The organism is Pseudomonas sp. Lb2C2 (genome assembly GCF_052112205.1).
Classification (GTDB): domain Bacteria; phylum Pseudomonadota; class Gammaproteobacteria; order Pseudomonadales; family Pseudomonadaceae; genus Aquipseudomonas; species Aquipseudomonas kilonensis.
The window spans coordinates 143,904-161,049 of record NZ_JAUTYW010000001.1; the positions used below are offsets into that span (position 1 = coordinate 143,904).

A 17,146-nucleotide genomic window follows, 5' to 3' on the forward strand; every position below is an offset into this window, starting at 1 on the left:
CGGCCCCTCCAGGCGATTTGCAGCGCGCAAGACCGTGTGGTTAGCTGCCTGCCTTTCCTCAGCCCTTTGACGACCGAAGCCTCCATGAACTTTACCCAGCCTCGTTTGAGATTGCTGTCGATACTGAGTGTGACCTTGTTGGTGGTGGGCGGTGCGTCCTACGCCCTGTTTCGCCACAGCGGCGCGCCGGTGGATGAAGGTTTCGCCGCCGAGCAACTGAACGAAGGGGGCATGGAAGACATCGGCACGCTGGCGTTGCCCGAGGTGGAGAAACGCCTCAATTACTTGATTCAAGACACCGGTGAAACCCTCAGGTCCCTGGAACTGCTCAGTGACGCGCAATTGAGCCTGAGTATTGAGACGACCGAGCCTGCCCAGGAGCAGCCGTTGCAATACGAGCCGCTGTTTGTGCCGTTCACCAGCGCACAACTGAAGGCTGAACTGGCGTCGATCCAGGGCCTGCGTTTTGCCCAGAGGCTATTCGCCGACGGTTCCGAAGTGAGGCTCGACACCAGCAATCTTGATCCGCTCTGGAAGCGTGCAGCGACGCCGGATGAGCCGGCGGCAGAGCAGTACCTGCCGCAGCGCCTGCGGTTTCGCGATGGCAGCGAGAAAACCTTCGCCGAGCTCAAGGCGCCGCCCAAGGTCGAGCCCGACGACATGATCGCGTCCCATGACGCCTTCGCACTTACGGTGAACAAACCTCTGGCGAGTCTCGGCCTGACGGTCGCTTACCGCAGCTATCCGGCGTTCAGGAAAGTGGTCCTGGACAAGGATCATCCGAAGGTGACCCTGGACGACGGCCAGTCCTTCCAGCTCACCGCCCTGGGTGACGCCAGCGCCTCTGTGCGCCTGAGTACGCCAAAGATGTCGACTTTCGTGGTGCAGGGGCTGGACGACGCGGGCAAGGCGCTCTACAGCAACGGCAACAACTCCCGCGCGTTCCCCTCCGAAGGCGATATCGCGGCGTTGCATGATTATTACAAGGCGCTGCTGCAGACCAAGGACGATCTCAAGCAGCTCAAGACCGGCCAGGCGGTGCAACAGCAATTGGAGCGCTTGACCGAGGCGCTGGCCGCTCAGGCGGGGCCGTTGCAAAACACCGAGGTCGACTACCAATTCGAGGCCACCCCGCAACGCATCGTCATCCATGTGCTCGATCCGATGGAAGACAACTCCGTGGAGTTCACCCAGGTCGACAACGTCCTGGCAGCCCAAGCGCGCTACATCGCCCTGGACCGGAGGGCCGAGCGCTACGGCTTCATCGACCAGGCCGGCCAGTGGTTGATCAAACCCCGTTGGGTGCAGGTACAAGATAGCCAGATGGCCGATACCTACACGTTGTTTTCCCCGGAAAAGTCCAGCGACCCGGACTCGGACTGGCAGCCGTTGCGCAGCCAGCTCGCCTATTTTCCTGCCGGTAGCAACAAGCTCGTGGACCTGCCGTTCGAAAATATCGCCGAGGCGTTGAGCAATGGCCTGCTGTTGGTGGAGCGGGAAACCAACGGACCTTATGGGCTCTACGATGCCAAGGGGCATCGTTTCGTATTGCCGATGAAATTCGTCAACCCCACCGTGACTGGCAACGTATTCATCGCCCGTCTCGGCAAACGAACCGATGTCATGGAAGGCCTCTACGGCGCCTATACCCTGGGCGGCAAGGAAATCCTGCCGGCGCAGTTCTCAGGCATCGAGCACAGTGAGGGTTTGCTCTACGCCAGCTCTGCCGACCGGAGTCGTCAGGACGTTTTCGACCTGGACGGTAAACGGATCAACCTGCAGGGTGACAACGCGATAGGCCGGTTTGTGGGCCAGCAACCACTGCTGGTGCAGGACACTAAAAGCCGGAAATTCGCTTTTATCGATCGCCAGGGCGCGCGGCTAGCCATCAAATTGCCGTATGACGAAGTGACGCCGTTCTCCAACGGCATGGCGGTGGTCGGACGCGATGGCAGCTATGGCGCCATCGACCTGGCGGGCAGGTTGCAGGTGCCGCTGGATTACAACCAGATCAACGCGTTCCAGACCCGTTACGCCGCGGCCATCCGGGCCGGTGGTGGTTCCGGGCTGGTCTTGATCAGTCAGAACAACAAGGTGATCAAGGAACTGGGCTCCTACACCAGCATGAAGGTGCCGGATAACGGCAATGAGGCCCGTTACTACGTGAGGGATCCGAATAACGATGACGAGTACCTGGTCTATGACGCCGATGGCAATCTTGTGAAGAAAGAGCAATAGCGGCAACTACGCTGAACCCGTGGCGAGGGAGCTTGCTCCCGCTCGACTGCGCAGCAGTCGCAAGGCGGCCTATGCAGCTTGCCCATCACATCGCAGCGCCTGGTTTTGGGGTTGCTGCGCAACCCAGCGGGAGCAAGCTCCCTCGCCACGGGGTGCCTTTGGATCAGGGGTGGCTGATGCCACAGGAACGTGTTCGTGTCCGGATCTCAGAGCTGGCTTATATAGGTACCCGTCCCCTTGAGGATGTTCTGCAACGTCAGTTCCACTTCCGCCAGGTCCGCCGCATCGGTGTCGTGGATGATTTCCAGCACGTCGTCGCCATTCAGTGCATCGGCATCCGCCGGGGCAATTTCAATCAGCAAGCGGGTAGGGCTGAGCGTGACCTTCACGCCGTCCAGCGTCGAAGGCTCGCCATCGAGGGCGATTTCCAGTTCGTCTTCGTCGGGGTAGCGCGTCATCAGGAACATTTCGCCCTGGGCGCTGTGGCAGCAGAGCATGGCCATGTTGTCTTCTTCGTCGTCGCACGGGTTGGCGATCAGAAGGGCGGTAGTCATTAGCATGGTGATGGCTCCTGGCCGGATGCATGTGCTGGGCAAAAAGTGGATTCTGCCAGCCTGAAGGATTTTCTGCAGGTTTACCGCCTTGGGGTGCCGTTTGGTCCCCAGCCTGCTAGGGTTGTTCGGTGCGCAACGGCTGTTTAGCTTGCCGATGACCGAATATGTCGCAGCGCTGCAAGCAGGCACATTGTCGCACTCGTTAAGCTGCGCAACGGATGTGCACCTGCAAAGGCCACCCCTGGGTGGTTTTTGCAGGTGTCCATGACATGAAATTACATGGAAAAGGATGTGACCTGCCGGTCCTGTCCAGCTTCACCCACCTGTCATCCTGTTTCCTCTGCCCGAGAATCAGGAACGGGATGGCCGACAGCCCCGCAGGGGTTGCACGCGACGCTTCAATCAATAACAAGCCCAAGCGGAGTACCACAGATGGCGTTCTTCACCGCAGCCAGCAAAGCCGACTTCCAGCACCAACTGCAGGCGGCACTGGCGCAGCACATCAGTGAACAGGCACTGCCACAAGTGGCGCTGTTCGCTGAACAATTTTTCGGCATCATTTCCCTCGATGAACTTACCCAACGCCGGTTGTCCGACCTGGCCGGCTGCACCCTGTCTGCCTGGCGCCTGCTTGAGCGCTTCGATCACACGCAACCGCAGGTGCGCGTCTACAACCCCGATTACGAACGCCACGGCTGGCAGTCGACCCACACGGCCGTGGAAGTGCTGCACCACGACCTGCCGTTCCTGGTGGATTCGGTCCGTACCGAGCTGAACCGTCGCGGCTACAGCATCCATACCCTGCAAACCACCGTGCTGAGCGTGCGTCGCGGCAGCAAGGGCGAGTTGCTGGAAATCCTGCCAAAAGGCACCCAGGGCGACGACATCCTGCAAGAGTCGTTGATGTACCTGGAGATCGACCGCTGCGCCAACGCCGCCGAACTCAATGTCCTGAGCAAGGAACTTGAGCAAGTGCTGGGCGAAGTGCGCGTGGCCGTGGCTGACTTCGAACCGATGAAAGCCAAGGTCCAGGAAATCCTCGACAGCCTGGACAGCAGCGCCTACGCCATCGACGCTGATGAAAAGAGCGAGATCAAGAGCTTCCTGGAATGGCTGGTGGGTAACCACTTCACCTTCCTGGGCTACGAAGAATTCGTGGTTCGCGATGAGGCCGATGGCGGCCACATCGAATACAACCCTGATTCGTTCCTCGGCCTGACCAAATTGCTGCGCGCCGGCCTGACCGCCGAAGACCTGCGCATCGAAGACTACGCCGTCAATTACCTGCGCGAACCGACGCCGCTGTCGTTCGCCAAGGCCGCGCACCCGAGCCGCGTACACCGTCCGGCCTACCCGGACTACGTGTCGATCCGTGAAATCGACGCCGACGGCAAGGTCATCAAGGAATGCCGCTTCATGGGCCTGTACACCTCTTCGGTGTATGGCGAGAGCGTGCGGGTCATCCCGTACATCCGCCGCAAGGTCGCGGAAATCGAGCGTCGCTCGGGCTTCCAGGCCAAGGCGCACCTGGGCAAGGAACTGGCCCAGGTGGTCGAAGTGCTGCCCCGTGACGACTTGTTCCAGACCCCGGTGGACGAGCTGTTCAGCACCGTCATGTCCATCGTGCAGATCCAGGAACGCAACAAGATCCGCGTGTTCCTGCGCAAAGACCCGTATGGTCGTTTCTGCTACTGCCTGGCCTACGTGCCACGCGACATCTACTCCACCGAAGTGCGCCAGAAGATCCAGCAGGTGCTGATGGATCGCCTGAAGGCCTCGGACTGCGAGTTCTGGACCTTCTTCTCCGAATCCGTGTTGGCCCGCGTGCAGTTGATCCTGCGAGTGGACCCGAAGAACCGTCTCGACATCGATCCGGTCTTGCTGGAAAAAGAAGTCGTGCAGGCCTGCCGCAGCTGGAAGGACGACTACGCCAGCCTGGTGGTCGAAAGCTTCGGCGAAGCCCAGGGCACCAACGTGCTGTCGGATTTCCCGAAAGGCTTCCCGGCCGGCTACCGCGAGCGTTTTGCCGCGCACTCGGCCGTGGTCGACATGCAACACCTGCTGAGCCTGAACGAAAAGAACCCGCTGGTCATGAGCTTCTACCAGCCGCTGGGCCAGGTCTCCGGCCAGCGTGAGCTGCACTGCAAGCTGTATCACGCCGACACGCCGCTGGCGTTGTCCGACGTGCTGCCGATCCTGGAAAACCTCGGTCTGCGTGTGCTGGGCGAGTTCCCGTACCGCCTGCGCCACACCAACGGCCGCGAGTTCTGGATTCATGATTTCGCGTTCACCGCCGCCGAAGGCCTGGACCTGGATATCCAGCAACTCAACGACACCTTGCAGGACGCCTTCGTCCACATCGTGCGTGGCGATGCCGAGAACGATGCGTTCAACCGCCTGGTGCTGACCGCCGGCCTGCCATGGCGCGACGTGGCGCTGCTGCGTGCCTACGCCCGTTACCTGAAGCAGATCCGCCTGGGCTTCGACCTGGGTTACATCGCCAGCACCCTGAACAACCACACCGACATCGCTCGCGAGCTGACCCGGTTGTTCAAGACCCGCTTCTACCTGGCGCGCAAACTCAGTGGCGATGACCTGGAAGACAAGCAGCTGCGCCTGGAGCAAGCGATTCTCTCGGCCCTGGACGACGTCCAGGTGCTCAACGAAGACCGCATCCTGCGTCGCTACCTGGACCTGATCAAGGCCACCCTGCGGACCAACTTCTACCAGACCGACGCCAACGGCCAGAACAAGTCCTACTTCAGCTTCAAGTTCAACCCGCACCTGATCCCGGAACTGCCGAAACCGGTGCCCAAGTTCGAGATATTCGTCTACTCGCCACGGGTCGAAGGCGTGCACCTGCGCTTCGGCAACGTTGCCCGCGGCGGCCTGCGCTGGTCCGACCGTGAAGAAGACTACCGCACCGAAGTGCTGGGCCTGGTAAAAGCCCAGCAAGTGAAGAACTCGGTGATCGTGCCGGTGGGCGCCAAGGGTGGTTTCCTGCCTCGTCGCCTGCCATTGGGCGGCAGCCGGGACGAGATCGCGGCCGAGGGCATCGCCTGCTACCGCATCTTCATCTCGGGCCTGTTGGACATCACCGACAACCTGAAGGACGGCGCGCTGGTACCGCCGGCCAACGTCGTGCGTCATGACGACGATGACCCGTACCTGGTGGTGGCGGCGGACAAGGGCACTGCGACCTTCTCCGACATCGCCAACGGCATCGCCATCGACTATGGCTTCTGGCTGGGCGATGCGTTCGCCTCCGGCGGTTCGGCTGGCTACGACCACAAGAAAATGGGCATCACCGCCAAGGGCGCGTGGGTCGGCGTGCAGCGCCACTTCCGCGAGCGCGGCATCAATGTCCAGCAAGACAGCATCACTGTGGTGGGCGTCGGCGACATGGCCGGCGACGTGTTCGGCAACGGCTTGTTGATGTCCGACAAGCTGCAACTGGTCGCGGCCTTCAACCACCTGCACATCTTCATCGACCCGAACCCGGAGCCGGCCAGCAGCTTTGCCGAGCGCAAGCGCCTGTTCGACCTGCCGCGTTCGGCCTGGAGCGACTACGACACCAGCATCATGTCCGAAGGCGGCGGTATCTTCTCGCGCAGCGCGAAGAGCATCGCCATCTCGCCACAGATGAAAGAACGCTTCGACATCAAGGCTGACAAGCTGACCCCGACCGAGCTGCTCAATGCCTTGCTCAAGGCACCGGTGGACCTGTTGTGGAACGGCGGTATCGGCACTTACGTCAAGGCCAGCACTGAAAGCCACGCCGATGTCGGCGACAAGGCCAACGATGCACTGCGCGTGAACGGCAACGAACTGCGCTGCAAGGTCGTGGGCGAGGGCGGCAACCTGGGCATGACCCAACTGGGTCGCGTCGAGTTCGGCCTCAATGGCGGCGGTTCCAACACCGACTTCATCGACAACGCGGGTGGCGTGGACTGCTCCGACCACGAAGTGAACATCAAGATCCTGCTCAACGAAGTGGTGCAGGCCGGCGACATGACCGACAAGCAACGCAACCAGTTGCTGGCGAGCATGACCGACGAAGTCGGTGGCCTGGTGTTGGGCAACAACTACAAGCAGACCCAGGCCCTGTCCCTGGCGGCGCGCCGTGCCTTCGTGCGGATCGCCGAATACAAGCGTCTGATGAACGATCTGGAAGGCCGCGGCAAGCTGGATCGCGCCATCGAGTTCCTGCCGTCTGAAGAGGCGATCAACGAGCGCGTCGCGGCGGGCCATGGCCTGACCCGTGCCGAACTGTCGGTGCTGATCTCCTACAGCAAGATCGACCTCAAGGAAGCGCTGCTCAACTCCCTGGTACCGGACGACGATTACCTGACCCGTGACATGGAGACGGCTTTCCCGCCGACGCTGGTGAACCAGTTCTCCGAGGCCATGCGTCGCCATCGCCTCAAGCGCGAGATCGTCAGCACCCAGATCGCCAACGACCTGGTCAACCACATGGGCATCACCTTCGTTCAGCGGCTCAAGGAGTCTACGGGCATGAGCCCGGCTAACGTTGCGGGTGCGTATGTCATTGTTCGGGATATCTTCCACCTCCCGCACTGGTTCCGTCAGATCGAAGCCCTGGACCACCAGGTCTCGGCCGACGTGCAACTGGAGCTGATGGACGAGTTGATGCGCCTGGGTCGTCGCGCCACGCGCTGGTTCCTGCGCAGCCGCCGCAACGAGCAGAACGCTGCCCGTGACGTCGCGCACTTCGGTCCGCACCTGGCCGCGTTGGGCCTCAAGCTCGACGAACTGCTGGAAGGTCCGACCCGCGAAGGCTGGCAGACCCGCTACCAGGCCTATGTGGCCGCCGGTGTGCCGGAGCTGCTGGCGCGCATGGTTGCCGGCACCACGCACCTGTACACCTTGTTGCCGATCATCGAGGCGTCCGACGTCACTGGCCAGAACGCCGCCGATGTGGCCAAGGCTTACTTCGCCGTGGGCAGCGCCCTGGACATCACCTGGTACCTGCAACAGATCAGCGCACTGCCGGTGGAAAACAACTGGCAGGCACTGGCCCGTGAAGCGTTCCGCGATGATATCGACTGGCAGCAACGGGCGATCACCATCTCGGTCCTGCAGGACGGCGACGCGACCCAGGACGTGGAAACCCGCCTGGCGATGTGGCTTGAGCAGCATCACGAAATGGTCGAGCGCTGGCGCGCCATGCTGGTGGACATCCGTGCCGCCAGCGGCACCGACTACGCCATGTACGCGGTCGCCAACCGCGAATTGCTGGACCTGGCGTTGAGTGGTCAGGCGGTCGTGACGGCCAACTGATCCGGCGTTGAATGAAAAAGCCCCGCATTGAGAGATGCGGGGCTTTTTTTGTCTTTTGGAATCTAGTTCATGAGCAACAGAGAGTTCCTGTGGGAGCGAGCCTGCTCGCGATAGCGGTGTATCAGCCAAGTTCAATGTAGCTGACCCACCGCTATCGCGAGCAGGCTCGCTCCCACAGAGAAATGAAGTGCGGTTAAGTTAGTTCTTCAGCGGTATCAACACCGCCTCATCCTCACCCATCACCATGAACACCAGCAGTTTCGCCGATTGGCTCGCGCTGGCGTTTTTCGACACCTGGTGCTCGGAACCTGCCGCTTCATACCAGAACTCCCCAGCCTTGTAAGTCTTCGCCGGCTCACCCTTGACCTGGGAAGTGATGGCGCCTTCCAGCACGTAGGCCATCGCTGTGCCCTCATGTTTATGGGCAATGGACGCTTGGCCGGGGGCATAGTCGACGGAAAGCATCATGGTTTTTTTACCTGGAACGTTTTTCAGCAATTGCTCCTGCAGCACCGTGACCTTTTCCGAAGGCGCGGCTTCGTGGGCGTAGGCCTGGGTCATGGGCAGCAGGCTGAGGGCGGCGATCAGACAGAGTGTTTTCATGAAGGTATGGCCTGTGTGGTTTCGAGTGATTTCGCGCTGTCGCGGCGATGGATTCACCCTAAGCCCCACGGTGGGGCAAACAAACGTCCAATCTTTCGGAAGGTGGGTAGACCAATTGGCTGGCCCGATGCAGCCATTGGCTGATGGGGCTTTTGTGGAGAGGGAGCTTGGCAGGAATAGAGCTGCGGGCTCAGACAATCGGAAAACTATTGAAATCCACGCTGCGCGCCAGGCGGTTGTCGATCAGGCTGATGAAGCCTCGCACCTCCGGGCAGTTGAAGTGGGCTTGCATGGCCGCTTCCGACTGCCAGCGGGCACTGACGCTCCAGCGGTCGCCATCGTCCGGGCAACGGTCGACCAGGTAGGCATCGCAGCCCGGCTGGGCACGCAGGGTCTCGACGATTTGCTGCAATTGCCGGCCCAGCTCTTCCGAGCGACCGGCGGCGGCTTGCACCTGGACGGTATTGATCACTTGGCGAGACATTGTTTCAGGCTCCTGAATCAAGTCGGACGGGGGTGTTCACTCAATGACACCCGTGCAGGATAGGCCCGTCGGAGCAAGGCTCAAACAGCCAATGGGCGGATAAATGCCCAGTCCAATCCCTCAGGCCACTTGCTGGAGGATGTCGCGCAAGCGGTCCAGGGCGATGTCGATGTCCAGGGTTTCGATCGCGCCGAAACCAAAGAACAGGCCCGGCCGCACCGGTGCCTCGTTGAAAAAGCCATCGAGGCTGTAGAGCCCGACTTCGGCTTTTTTCGCCAGCTCGATCACCAGCGCCAGGTCCATGGGGACCTTGCACAACACCGCCATATGAAAACCCGCGGTGGTGGGCACGGCCTCGAACCAGGGCGACAAGTCCCCGGCCATGCGGGCCAGGATTCGCTCGCGGCGGCCGGCATACAAGGTGTGGCAGCGGCGGATGTGCTTGAGCAGGCAACCCTCGGCGATGAACTTCGCCAGCGCCCACTGGGGCAGGGTGGAGGTGTGCTGGTCGGTGAGGCGCTTGGCCAGGATCACCGCTTCAAGAATCGCTGGCGGCAGGATCGCATAGCCGAGCCGCAGTTCCGGCAACAAGGTCTTGGAGAAGGTGCCGACGTACGCCACGATCCCGCGCTCATCCAGGCTCTGCAACGAATCGGCGGGCCGGCCTTCGTAGCGGAATTCGCTGTCGTAGTCGTCTTCGATGATGATCGCCCCCAGCTCATAGGCTCGCGCCAGCAGGGCCTCGCGGCGGGCCTGGCTCATGGGCATGCCCAAGGGGAACTGGTGGGAGGGCGTCACATAAATCAACCGCGTGCCGTCGGGGATCAGGTCGACCCGCATGCCTTGCTCGTCCACTGGCACCCCGGCCACCGTGGCGCCCTGGGAGCCGAACAGCAACCGCGCCGGCGGATAGCCCGGGTCTTCCATGGCCACCAGGCTGCCGGGACGGGTCAACACCCGCGAGATCAGGTCCAGGGCCTGCTGCGCGCCGTTGCACACCACCACGTCTTCATCCTGGCAATTGACCCCGCGGGAAAACGCAATGTGCCGGGCAATGGCATTGCGCAGCGACGGCAGGCCTTCGGGCTGGCTGTAGAAGCCCTTGGCACTGGCGATCTGGCGCAGTGCGTGGGCCGTGCAGCGCCGCCAGTCGTCCAGTGGAAACTGGCCCTTGCCCGTGGCGCCGCCGATGAAGTCGTAGCGCAACGCACCTTCTAGGGTGGGATGGCGCATCAGGTCGGGCATGGTGCGCCAGGCTTCGACGACGTCGGCGCCGGCCAGCTCGCGGTGGCTCTGCTTGCGTACGATCCTGGCCGGCCGCGCGTTGACGTAGGTGCCTTTGCCGATGATACCGGTGAGCAGGTTTTCGTAGGTCAGTTGGGCGTAGGTGTCGGAGACGGTCTTGCGCGAGACCCCCAGTTGTTCGGCCAGCAGGCGGCTGGGCGGCAGTTGCGTGCCGGCCGCCAGGCGACCGCTTTCGATGGCGCTGCGCAATTGTTGATACAACTGGCTCGACAGGTCCTTGCGGCCGTTGATGACAACATGAAGTTCCATACCCGCAAGCTCCTGGGCGATTGTTGGCGGCCAGCGTCAAAGGCGCAAGATTACCCGCATTGTGCGACTGCATAGAAGTTGCGTGGGGAAAATCCCGCCCATTGGACTTGCCTCCGGGTTTTTCGCCGAATTGGACCTGTCATTGAGCGGTCCCTGGGCCTACCGTGAAGGTCTCGAACGCCACGGAGCCCGCCATGAGCCCGCGTCTGGATTACTACACTGCATCGCCTGGGGCGATGAAAGCCATGATCGGCCTGGAAGCCCTGACCAGTCGCCTGAGTATCGAACCGGCGTTGCTGCACCTGATCAAGATCCGCGCTTCACAACTCAATGGCTGCGCCTTCTGCACTGACATGCATTCGGTGGAGGCGCGACGCCAGGGCGAGACCGAGCGACGGCTCTACGCGGTGGCGGTGTGGCGCGACAGCGGCTTTTTCACGGCCCGCGAACGCGCCGCCCTGGCCTGGACCGAGGCGGTGACGCTGTTGGCTGAGAGCCAGGTGCCGGACGACGTCTATGCCCAGGCCCGGGCCTGCTTCAGCGAGGAGGAACTGGTGGACCTGACCCTGGCGATCAGCACCATTAACAGTTGGAATCGGCTGGCGGTGAGTTTTCGCCAGAGTCCGGGTGGCTGATCGCTTGGGTCTAGTCCTTTGTGGCGAGGGAGCTTGCTCCCGCTCGGTTGCGCAGCGACCGCAAAATCCTGGGGCCGCTTCGCAGCCCAGCGGGAGCAAGCTCCCTCGCCACAAAAGCAGTGTCGTTCACTTGGGCAGCGGCGAATTGCTGGTCGGAACCGGCGGCCGCTGGGGCTTGACCGAAGTGCCAAACGTATTGCCCATGCGCACACCTGTGGCCGCCGGGGTTGCCAGGCCGATGCTGTTCGGTGCGCGTTCGTTGACCGGCACATTCATGGCGTCCTGGGCCCGTTGCGCAGCTGTTGCAGCCTGCGGGTCGTTGCCCATCTGCCGGCTCAGGCAGTTGTAGTCGGGGGTCTTGTAGCCACCGACCGTCACCTCGATACACGCCGGGGCTTCTTCACCCTGGGCCCAAGGCAGGGCCATGAGCAGCCCGAGGCCTGCCATCATTTTCGTCCACTGTTTCATCACCGACCTCCTGCCCGTCACACCCGACGGTTCGTTGTCTGGGCACCAGTCTAGTGCGGCCCGGAGGATTTGTATCAGATGTCATACGACATTCATAAACACCCCTCAGGATGACGGTTTTCAACGGATACGTCAGTCGTGCAGCAGGGCAGAGCCGGGGGCGGACGCGGGCGTGGATTGACCAGGGCGCCCTTGCGGTGGCTGATGGTGGTGCTGTGTCTGCTGGCCGGGCCGATCCAGGCGGTCGGCCTGGTGGACCTGGACATCGCGCCCCAGGAACTGACCACGGCGCTGGAGCAGTTCAGCCGGGCGACGGGCATGGCGGTGCTGGTGGACCACCAGTTGTCGAGCCAGCGCCATACGCTGGGTGTCCAGGGGCAATTCACACCTTCCGAAGGGTTGAGGGTGTTGCTCAGCGGCACCGGGCTGGCGGCGCACTATGCCCGGGAGGATGCATTCACGTTGCAGCCGGTGCAGGTCCGCGAGGTGCCGCTGCCTCCCGGCGTCACCCCAGGCTTGAGTGACAGCAACTACGCGGCAGCGATCCAGACGGTCATCCAACGCAATTTGTGTCGTTCACCGTTGACCCGCCCAGGCAGTTTCCGGGCGGTGCTGCAAGTGTGGATCGGCCGGGACGGCGTGGTCCAGCACAGCCGCCTGGTCAGTTCCACGGGCGACCTGATGCGGGACAAGGCCTTGGTCAACAGTTTGCAAAACCTCAGGATCGACCGCCCGGCGCCCAGCTCGTTGCGCCAGCCGGTGACCCTGCTTTTGTTACCCGACTCATCAGGAAGAAGCATGGAATGCATAGCAGGGGAAGGGGTGTCCGGGCGATGAAAGACTCCGGTCGCAGCCCGTTGGTGAAGTTGTTCCTCACCTCGTATGAGGATTTCAAGGTGCGCCTGCGCAGACGCCTGGGCTCTGAGGAGCTGGCCAACGATGTGTTGCATGAAACCTACCTTCGGGTCGATCGCATGGTCGATACCCAGGAGATTGCCCAGCCCAACGCTTATTTGTATCGCATGGCCCTGAACATCGCCGCCGACCGCCGACAGGCCGATGCGCGCCTGCTCACCGGCGATGAAATCGAGGAATTGCTGCAGGTCTCGGATGAAGCGCTGGATCCGGCGCGGGTGGTGGGTGGGCAGAAGGAGCTGCAGACCCTGCTCAAGGCCTTGTACGAACTGCCGGCGCGCCGTCGCAGGATTTTCATCGCCGCACGCCTGGAGGAAGCGCCGCACCTGGAAATCTCCCAACGCTTCGGTATTTCCACGCGCATGGTGGAGAAGGAAATCAAGGCTGCGTTGGGGCACTGCGCCCAGCGCCTGGAAAGAAAAGTCATTCAGCGGTTCGGTCCCGGCGCGGGAAAACCGTCTTGAGAGTAGAGACCCGACCCTTTCGTGAGTGTGTGTGCGCTTGAACATCTTCAGCATCGCTTCCCCTGACGCCACGTCCCAGGCCCGATTGGCCAGCGAGGCCCGAGACTGGCTGATCCTGCTGACCTCGGGGCGCGCCACCGTGGCCGATGCCCGGGCCTTGCGCCTGTGGTGCGGGCAAAGCCCCGAACATGCCCGGGCCTTCGAACAGGCCAAGGCGCTGTGGCAGGGGCTGCAACCTGCCGCCGCAGCGGTGCAGGCGCCCCGGCATTTCGGCCGTCGGGCGTTGCTGGGTGGCGCCATCGCGGCGTCGGCGGCGTTCCTGTTGATCCGCGCCACGGTGCCCGGTGGTGTTTCCGGGCTGGGAGCCGACTACGTCACCGATGTCGGCGAACAGCGCCGAGTGGAACTGGCCGAGGGCGTCAGCCTGGAACTCAATACCCAGACCCGCCTCAGTCGCCGCGCGCTGGCCGATGGCGGACAAGGACTGGAATTGCTCAGCGGCGAGATTGAAGTGCAGGGGCGCAGTGCCCAGGTGGTCAGCATCCAGGCCGGCGCCGGCTGGATCAGCGCTGCCCGGGCACGCTTCAACATCCGCTACACCGACCACAGCGTCTGCGCGACTTGCCTGGAGGGCGTGGTGCAGGTCGAGGTGCAAGGCCAGCGGTTCCGCCTGGAGCCGGGCATGCAACTGACGTACGACCCTGGCCGGGTGGACGCTCCCAAGCGTGCCGATGTGTCGGCAGCGATTGCCTGGCGTGAGCAGGTCCTGGTGTTCAACGACGCGACCCTGGCCAGCGTCATCGATGAGATAAACCGCTATCGGCCTGGCATGTTGCTGCTGCTCAACCGCGAACTGGGGCAGCGCAAGGTCCAGGCGCGGTTTCGCCTCGACCAACTGGCGGGCGTGGCACTGTTGATCCGCGATGCCTATGGTGCCAAATGCACTGAATTGCCGGGTGGGGTGGTGGTGCTGAGCTGAGGCCAGTGGCGCCTGGGCGGGCCTCATCGCGAGCAGGCTCGCTCCCACAAAGGCCCGGTGCTTGGCCCAAATCTAGAGTTCACCCAATATCCCTGTGGGAGCGAGCTTGCTCGCGATAGCGATGGGTCAGCGACATTGAACTTGACTGATACACCGCCATCGCGAGCAAGCTCGCTCCCACAATGGGACCTGTGCTGTGCCAAACCATGAAGGTCACCCAATAATCTGGGGGGGCTATTCCAATGGCCCCAGCACCTGTCGATATTTCTCTACGCCCTGAGGCGTCTGGCGGGTCAAGCTGATTTCGATGCCCATCGGGTTTTCCTGGCGGTTGCCGCTGAGCTTGCGCCAGCCTTTTTCCTTGTCCCAGAACCGCAGTCCGGCGTCGCTGACCTCACTGAGCACCGCCACGCCCGGGCCGGGTGCGGGCAGTGGGTAGCGACTGCGGGCCTGGCCTTGGGCGCGGTAAAGCGTGTCGCCCTTGAGCCACCAGCGCACCCGTTGCAACTCGCCCTCCTGGGTCGCCGCCACGCGAATCACATCCAGGCGGAACCCTCGGCCTTCGGTGCTGCGCACGGTGAGGGCCGGCGGGGCGGTCGAGGGCTCGTCGTCGACGCCGGGTTTGACCGGCTCACTCAGCTCGATGCTGGCGCGCAGGGCCACGTCGCGCTCCAGTTGGTTCAATACCCGCAACAAGGCTTCGGTCTGTTCGGTACTGGCCTGCAAGTGGCTGTCGGCACGGGTCACGCTGTCCAGCCCGCGCCAGGCGATCAGGCTGACCACCGCCATCAGCAGGATCGCCACCATCACTTCCAGCAAGGTGAAGCCTGTCTGCCGGGCGCTCATTGAAGTTGCACCCGCCCGGCGGCACTGCGTTGCACCGTGAGACTGTTCAGGCCGTCCGACAAGCGGATCTGCAAGGGCTCGCCGAGCCATTCGGCATTGAGCACGATCCGCTGCCTGGGTTCCACGCGAACCTCCATCGACGGGCTCTGCCAACGACGCGGGTGCAATTGCGGGTCGTCCTTGAAACGATCCAGTCCGGTGCCTTGATCGGCGCGACGACTGAAGCCAAAACCCTTGGCGTCCCAGCGCCAGGTAATCGGTCGCCCGTCGGTGCGGGCCTCGGTCTGGGCCAGTTGCAACAGTTGCACCAGCCGCTCGCCGTCCTGGCGCAGCAACTTCAACGGATCCGGCTTGATGCTCAGGCTCACGGCGGCGCTGGCAATGCCGATGATCACCAGCACCACCATCAATTCGATCAGGGTGAAACCGCGTTGCTTGCCGAGGTTCATGCGCGCTCCTTTGCGTGAAAGCCATCCTGCACGGTGAAGATGATAAGGATGTGAAATAAAACGGAGAGAATTGACGCGTACGCTGGACGCTGGAACCAAAAAAAGGAGATTCAGGCCATGGCGTTCATCGAGCGTGTGTCCCCGGCGCAAATCGTCCAGGCCGTGGGCTTGTTGGCGGCGTTGGCCGGGGTGGCGACCTGGTCTTCGCTGCTGCTCACGTCGGCCGAGTCCCGCACGCCGAACGTCGCCCCGCAACGCATGGCCGAGCGTTCCGATAACCCGGCGCTGCAATGGTTCTCCAACCAGCCGGCAGCGGTGGACATCAAGGTCAGCGGCGTGATGGCCGGCACCCGCGCGCCCGTGGCGATCCTCAGCCTCAACGACGGACCGCCGCGCAGTTTCCTGGTGGGTGAGCGGGTGGCCCAAGGGGTACGGCTGGTGGCGATCGAGGCGCAGGCGGTGGTCATCGAACGTGGCAGCGAGCAGACCCGACTGGTCCTGGCTCGGTTGCCGGATTCGGTGAGTTTGCCGTCCCTGACACACACCGAAAATCAGCGCTGAACCCCTGTGGCGAGGGAGCTTGCTCCCGCTCGGTTGCGCAGCAACCGCAAGATGTTGGGGCCGCTTCGCGACCCAGCGGGAGCAAGCTCCCTCGCCACAGGGGGTTGTGTCTGCCTTTATTTTTCCCGGCTGACCAACGTCTCCAGCCGAGCCAACGGCGGTGCTTCGCGACTGCGATCCGACACGCTCAGTTCAACCCGCAGCAACCGACCGTTCTCCGCCGGGCGCAGGGTCTGTTCGCAACGCAGCAACAGTCGTCCCTGGTCGCATTCGAACACTTTCGAGCCCTGGGTAAAACGGCCTTCCAGATGCAACTGCGCCAACTGACTGCGGGCGGCCAGCAGGGCGATGGATTTGTCGCGCAGCAGGCCGTTGCTCTGGGTCATCACCGCAGCCACGCGCACGGCGGCCGACATGGCCACGGCGATGATCGCCAGGGCCACCAGTACTTCGATCAGGGTGAAGCCGGCTTGCGGCGCAGGGCGTGACATGGTGCGGGCTCGGCGGCGAGGGCAGCCTTCAAGGCTAGCCGCCGTTCATGACCAATTGACGACGCAAGCTCCTGAGCAATTTCAATATCACTGACATATTTTCTTGCAACACTGCGCCTCGAATCGAATCCAGCGAAGGACCGTCGAGATGCAGATCGCCCGTTACAACGCCCGTTCCCAAGGCCCTCGCGGGCAGCGCGGTTTCACCCTGATCGAAATCATGGTCGTGGTGGTGATCCTTGGCATCCTGGCGGCGATGGTGGTGCCCAAGGTCCTCGACCGCCCTGACCAGGCGCGGGCAACGGCGGCGAAACAGGACATTGGCGGCCTGATGCAAGCCCTTAAGCTGTATCGCCTGGACCACGGCAGTTACCCGAGCATGAACCAGGGTCTCAAGGTGCTGGTGGAAAAGCCGGCCGATGCGAAAAACAGCACCTGGCGCTCTTACCTGGAGCGCCTGCCCAACGACCCATGGGGCCGTCCTTATAACTACCTCAACCCCGGTGCCAACGGCGAAGTCGATATCTTTTCCCTGGGGGCCGACGGTCAGCCTGACGGCGACGGCGTGAATGCCGACATTGGCTCCTGGCAGTTGTAAGGGCCG

Annotated in this window: 16 protein-coding genes; 8 read left to right on the forward strand and 8 right to left on the reverse strand. The window is 62.7% G+C overall.

Annotation, left to right across the window (positions count from 1 at the left end; genetic code table 11):
• Window positions 1-84 precede the first annotated feature (84 nt).
• A complete protein-coding gene (locus Q7F16_RS00610) occupies window positions 85-2,238 on the forward strand; it encodes a WG repeat-containing protein (protein WP_409555390.1) in 2,154 nt (717 codons plus the stop codon).
• A gap of 206 nt (window positions 2,239-2,444) precedes the next feature.
• Here Q7F16_RS00610 and Q7F16_RS00615 read toward each other — a convergent pair whose 3' ends face one another.
• Window positions 2,445-2,798, reverse strand: coding sequence for a hypothetical protein (locus tag Q7F16_RS00615; protein WP_409555391.1), 354 nt, complete (start codon window positions 2,796-2,798; stop codon window positions 2,445-2,447).
• A 426-nt stretch (window positions 2,799-3,224) separates the two neighbouring features.
• On the opposite strand from Q7F16_RS00615, the gene Q7F16_RS00620 reads away from it, so the two are divergent.
• Window positions 3,225-8,093: an NAD-glutamate dehydrogenase gene (locus Q7F16_RS00620; protein WP_046062746.1), complete on the forward strand. Its 4,869-nt coding sequence runs from the start codon at window positions 3,225-3,227 to the stop codon at window positions 8,091-8,093.
• Between the two features lie 198 nt (window positions 8,094-8,291).
• Here the strand turns inward: Q7F16_RS00620 and Q7F16_RS00625 are convergent, their stop codons facing one another.
• The 3 genes from Q7F16_RS00625 to pdxR form a co-directional block, all read right to left on the reverse strand.
• Window positions 8,292-8,696: a cupin domain-containing protein gene (locus Q7F16_RS00625; RefSeq protein ID WP_409555392.1), complete on the reverse strand. Its 405-nt coding sequence runs from the start codon at window positions 8,694-8,696 to the stop codon at window positions 8,292-8,294.
• A gap of 190 nt (window positions 8,697-8,886) precedes the next feature.
• On the reverse strand, window positions 8,887-9,180 hold the full coding sequence (locus Q7F16_RS00630; protein ID WP_409555393.1) for an antibiotic biosynthesis monooxygenase family protein: 294 nt from the start codon (window positions 9,178-9,180) through the stop codon (window positions 8,887-8,889).
• A gap of 120 nt (window positions 9,181-9,300) precedes the next feature.
• The gene (gene pdxR, locus Q7F16_RS00635; RefSeq protein ID WP_024618596.1) at window positions 9,301-10,734 is read right to left on the reverse strand and encodes a MocR-like pyridoxine biosynthesis transcription factor PdxR; all 1,434 of its coding nucleotides are present in this window, start codon (window positions 10,732-10,734) and stop codon (window positions 9,301-9,303) included.
• A gap of 194 nt (window positions 10,735-10,928) precedes the next feature.
• Between pdxR and Q7F16_RS00640 the strand changes: the two genes are divergently transcribed.
• On the forward strand, window positions 10,929-11,369 hold the full coding sequence (locus Q7F16_RS00640; protein ID WP_003202631.1) for a carboxymuconolactone decarboxylase family protein: 441 nt from the start codon (window positions 10,929-10,931) through the stop codon (window positions 11,367-11,369).
• Between the two features lie 126 nt (window positions 11,370-11,495).
• On the opposite strand, the gene Q7F16_RS00645 is transcribed toward Q7F16_RS00640, so the two are convergent.
• Window positions 11,496-11,837 carry a hypothetical protein gene (locus Q7F16_RS00645; protein ID WP_079305555.1) on the reverse strand — a complete coding sequence of 114 codons (342 nt, stop codon included), beginning with the start codon at window positions 11,835-11,837 and terminating at the stop codon, window positions 11,496-11,498.
• 204 nt (window positions 11,838-12,041) lie between these two features.
• Here Q7F16_RS00645 and Q7F16_RS00650 point away from each other — a divergent pair, with 204 nt between their 5' ends.
• From Q7F16_RS00650 to Q7F16_RS00660, 3 genes are read left to right on the forward strand one after another with little or no spacing between them, the layout of a single operon-like run.
• Window positions 12,042-12,674 carry a secretin and TonB N-terminal domain-containing protein gene (locus tag Q7F16_RS00650; RefSeq protein WP_046062742.1) on the forward strand — a complete coding sequence of 211 codons (633 nt, stop codon included), beginning with the start codon at window positions 12,042-12,044 and terminating at the stop codon, window positions 12,672-12,674.
• The gene (locus Q7F16_RS00655) at window positions 12,671-13,216 is read left to right on the forward strand and encodes a sigma-70 family RNA polymerase sigma factor (RefSeq protein ID WP_079305559.1); all 546 of its coding nucleotides are present in this window, start codon (window positions 12,671-12,673) and stop codon (window positions 13,214-13,216) included. Before Q7F16_RS00650 ends, Q7F16_RS00655 begins: the two co-directional genes overlap by 4 nt.
• A 37-nt stretch (window positions 13,217-13,253) precedes the next feature.
• A complete protein-coding gene (locus Q7F16_RS00660; RefSeq protein WP_409555610.1) occupies window positions 13,254-14,195 on the forward strand; it encodes a FecR family protein in 942 nt (313 codons plus the stop codon).
• 234 nt (window positions 14,196-14,429) lie between these two features.
• Here Q7F16_RS00660 and Q7F16_RS00665 read toward each other — a convergent pair whose 3' ends face one another.
• Together Q7F16_RS00665 and gspH are read right to left on the reverse strand one after the other, a co-directional pair.
• Window positions 14,430-15,041, reverse strand: a complete 612-nt coding sequence (locus tag Q7F16_RS00665) for a type II secretion system protein GspJ (protein WP_409555394.1) — start codon at window positions 15,039-15,041, stop codon at window positions 14,430-14,432.
• A complete protein-coding gene (gspH, locus tag Q7F16_RS00670; protein ID WP_046062739.1) occupies window positions 15,038-15,490 on the reverse strand; it encodes a type II secretion system minor pseudopilin GspH in 453 nt (150 codons plus the stop codon). The genes Q7F16_RS00665 and gspH overlap by 4 nt, the downstream gene beginning before the upstream one ends.
• 117 nt (window positions 15,491-15,607) lie before the next feature.
• Between gspH and Q7F16_RS00675 the strand changes: the two genes are divergently transcribed.
• Window positions 15,608-16,051: a general secretion pathway protein GspC gene (locus Q7F16_RS00675; RefSeq protein WP_079305563.1), complete on the forward strand. Its 444-nt coding sequence runs from the start codon at window positions 15,608-15,610 to the stop codon at window positions 16,049-16,051.
• A 116-nt stretch (window positions 16,052-16,167) separates the two neighbouring features.
• Here Q7F16_RS00675 and gspI read toward each other — a convergent pair whose 3' ends face one another.
• A complete protein-coding gene (gene gspI / locus Q7F16_RS00680; protein ID WP_046062737.1) occupies window positions 16,168-16,542 on the reverse strand; it encodes a type II secretion system minor pseudopilin GspI in 375 nt (124 codons plus the stop codon).
• Window positions 16,543-16,690: 148 nt separating this feature from the next.
• On the opposite strand from gspI, the gene gspG reads away from it, so the two are divergent.
• Window positions 16,691-17,140 carry a type II secretion system major pseudopilin GspG gene (gene gspG, locus Q7F16_RS00685; RefSeq protein ID WP_046062736.1) on the forward strand — a complete coding sequence of 150 codons (450 nt, stop codon included), beginning with the start codon at window positions 16,691-16,693 and terminating at the stop codon, window positions 17,138-17,140.
• Window positions 17,141-17,146: the final 6 nt, after the last annotated feature.

Excerpts from the sequence above, each read along its gene's own strand:
- Q7F16_RS00640 (WP_003202631.1), top strand. The coding sequence starts at position 10,929 with ATGAGCCCGCGTCTGGATTACTACACTGCATCGCCTGGGGCGATGAAA.
- gspH (WP_046062739.1), bottom strand. The coding sequence starts at position 15,490 with ATGAACCTCGGCAAGCAACGCGGTTTCACCCTGATCGAATTGATGGTG.
- gspI (WP_046062737.1), bottom strand. The coding sequence starts at position 16,542 with ATGTCACGCCCTGCGCCGCAAGCCGGCTTCACCCTGATCGAAGTACTG.
- Q7F16_RS00655 (WP_079305559.1), top strand. The coding sequence starts at position 12,671 with ATGAAAGACTCCGGTCGCAGCCCGTTGGTGAAGTTGTTCCTCACCTCG.
- Q7F16_RS00615 (WP_409555391.1), bottom strand. The coding sequence starts at position 2,798 with ATGCTAATGACTACCGCCCTTCTGATCGCCAACCCGTGCGACGACGAA.
- Q7F16_RS00620 (WP_046062746.1), top strand. The coding sequence starts at position 3,225 with ATGGCGTTCTTCACCGCAGCCAGCAAAGCCGACTTCCAGCACCAACTG.
- Q7F16_RS00675 (WP_079305563.1), top strand. The coding sequence starts at position 15,608 with ATGGCGTTCATCGAGCGTGTGTCCCCGGCGCAAATCGTCCAGGCCGTG.
- Q7F16_RS00630 (WP_409555393.1), bottom strand. The coding sequence starts at position 9,180 with ATGTCTCGCCAAGTGATCAATACCGTCCAGGTGCAAGCCGCCGCCGGT.
- Q7F16_RS00625 (WP_409555392.1), bottom strand. The coding sequence starts at position 8,696 with ATGAAAACACTCTGTCTGATCGCCGCCCTCAGCCTGCTGCCCATGACC.
- Q7F16_RS00650 (WP_046062742.1), top strand. The coding sequence starts at position 12,042 with ATGGTGGTGCTGTGTCTGCTGGCCGGGCCGATCCAGGCGGTCGGCCTG.
- Q7F16_RS00665 (WP_409555394.1), bottom strand. The coding sequence starts at position 15,041 with ATGAGCGCCCGGCAGACAGGCTTCACCTTGCTGGAAGTGATGGTGGCG.
- pdxR (WP_024618596.1), bottom strand. The coding sequence starts at position 10,734 with ATGGAACTTCATGTTGTCATCAACGGCCGCAAGGACCTGTCGAGCCAG.
- Q7F16_RS00610 (WP_409555390.1), top strand. The coding sequence starts at position 85 with ATGAACTTTACCCAGCCTCGTTTGAGATTGCTGTCGATACTGAGTGTG.
- gspG (WP_046062736.1), top strand. The coding sequence starts at position 16,691 with ATGCAGATCGCCCGTTACAACGCCCGTTCCCAAGGCCCTCGCGGGCAG.
- Q7F16_RS00645 (WP_079305555.1), bottom strand. The coding sequence starts at position 11,837 with ATGAAACAGTGGACGAAAATGATGGCAGGCCTCGGGCTGCTCATGGCC.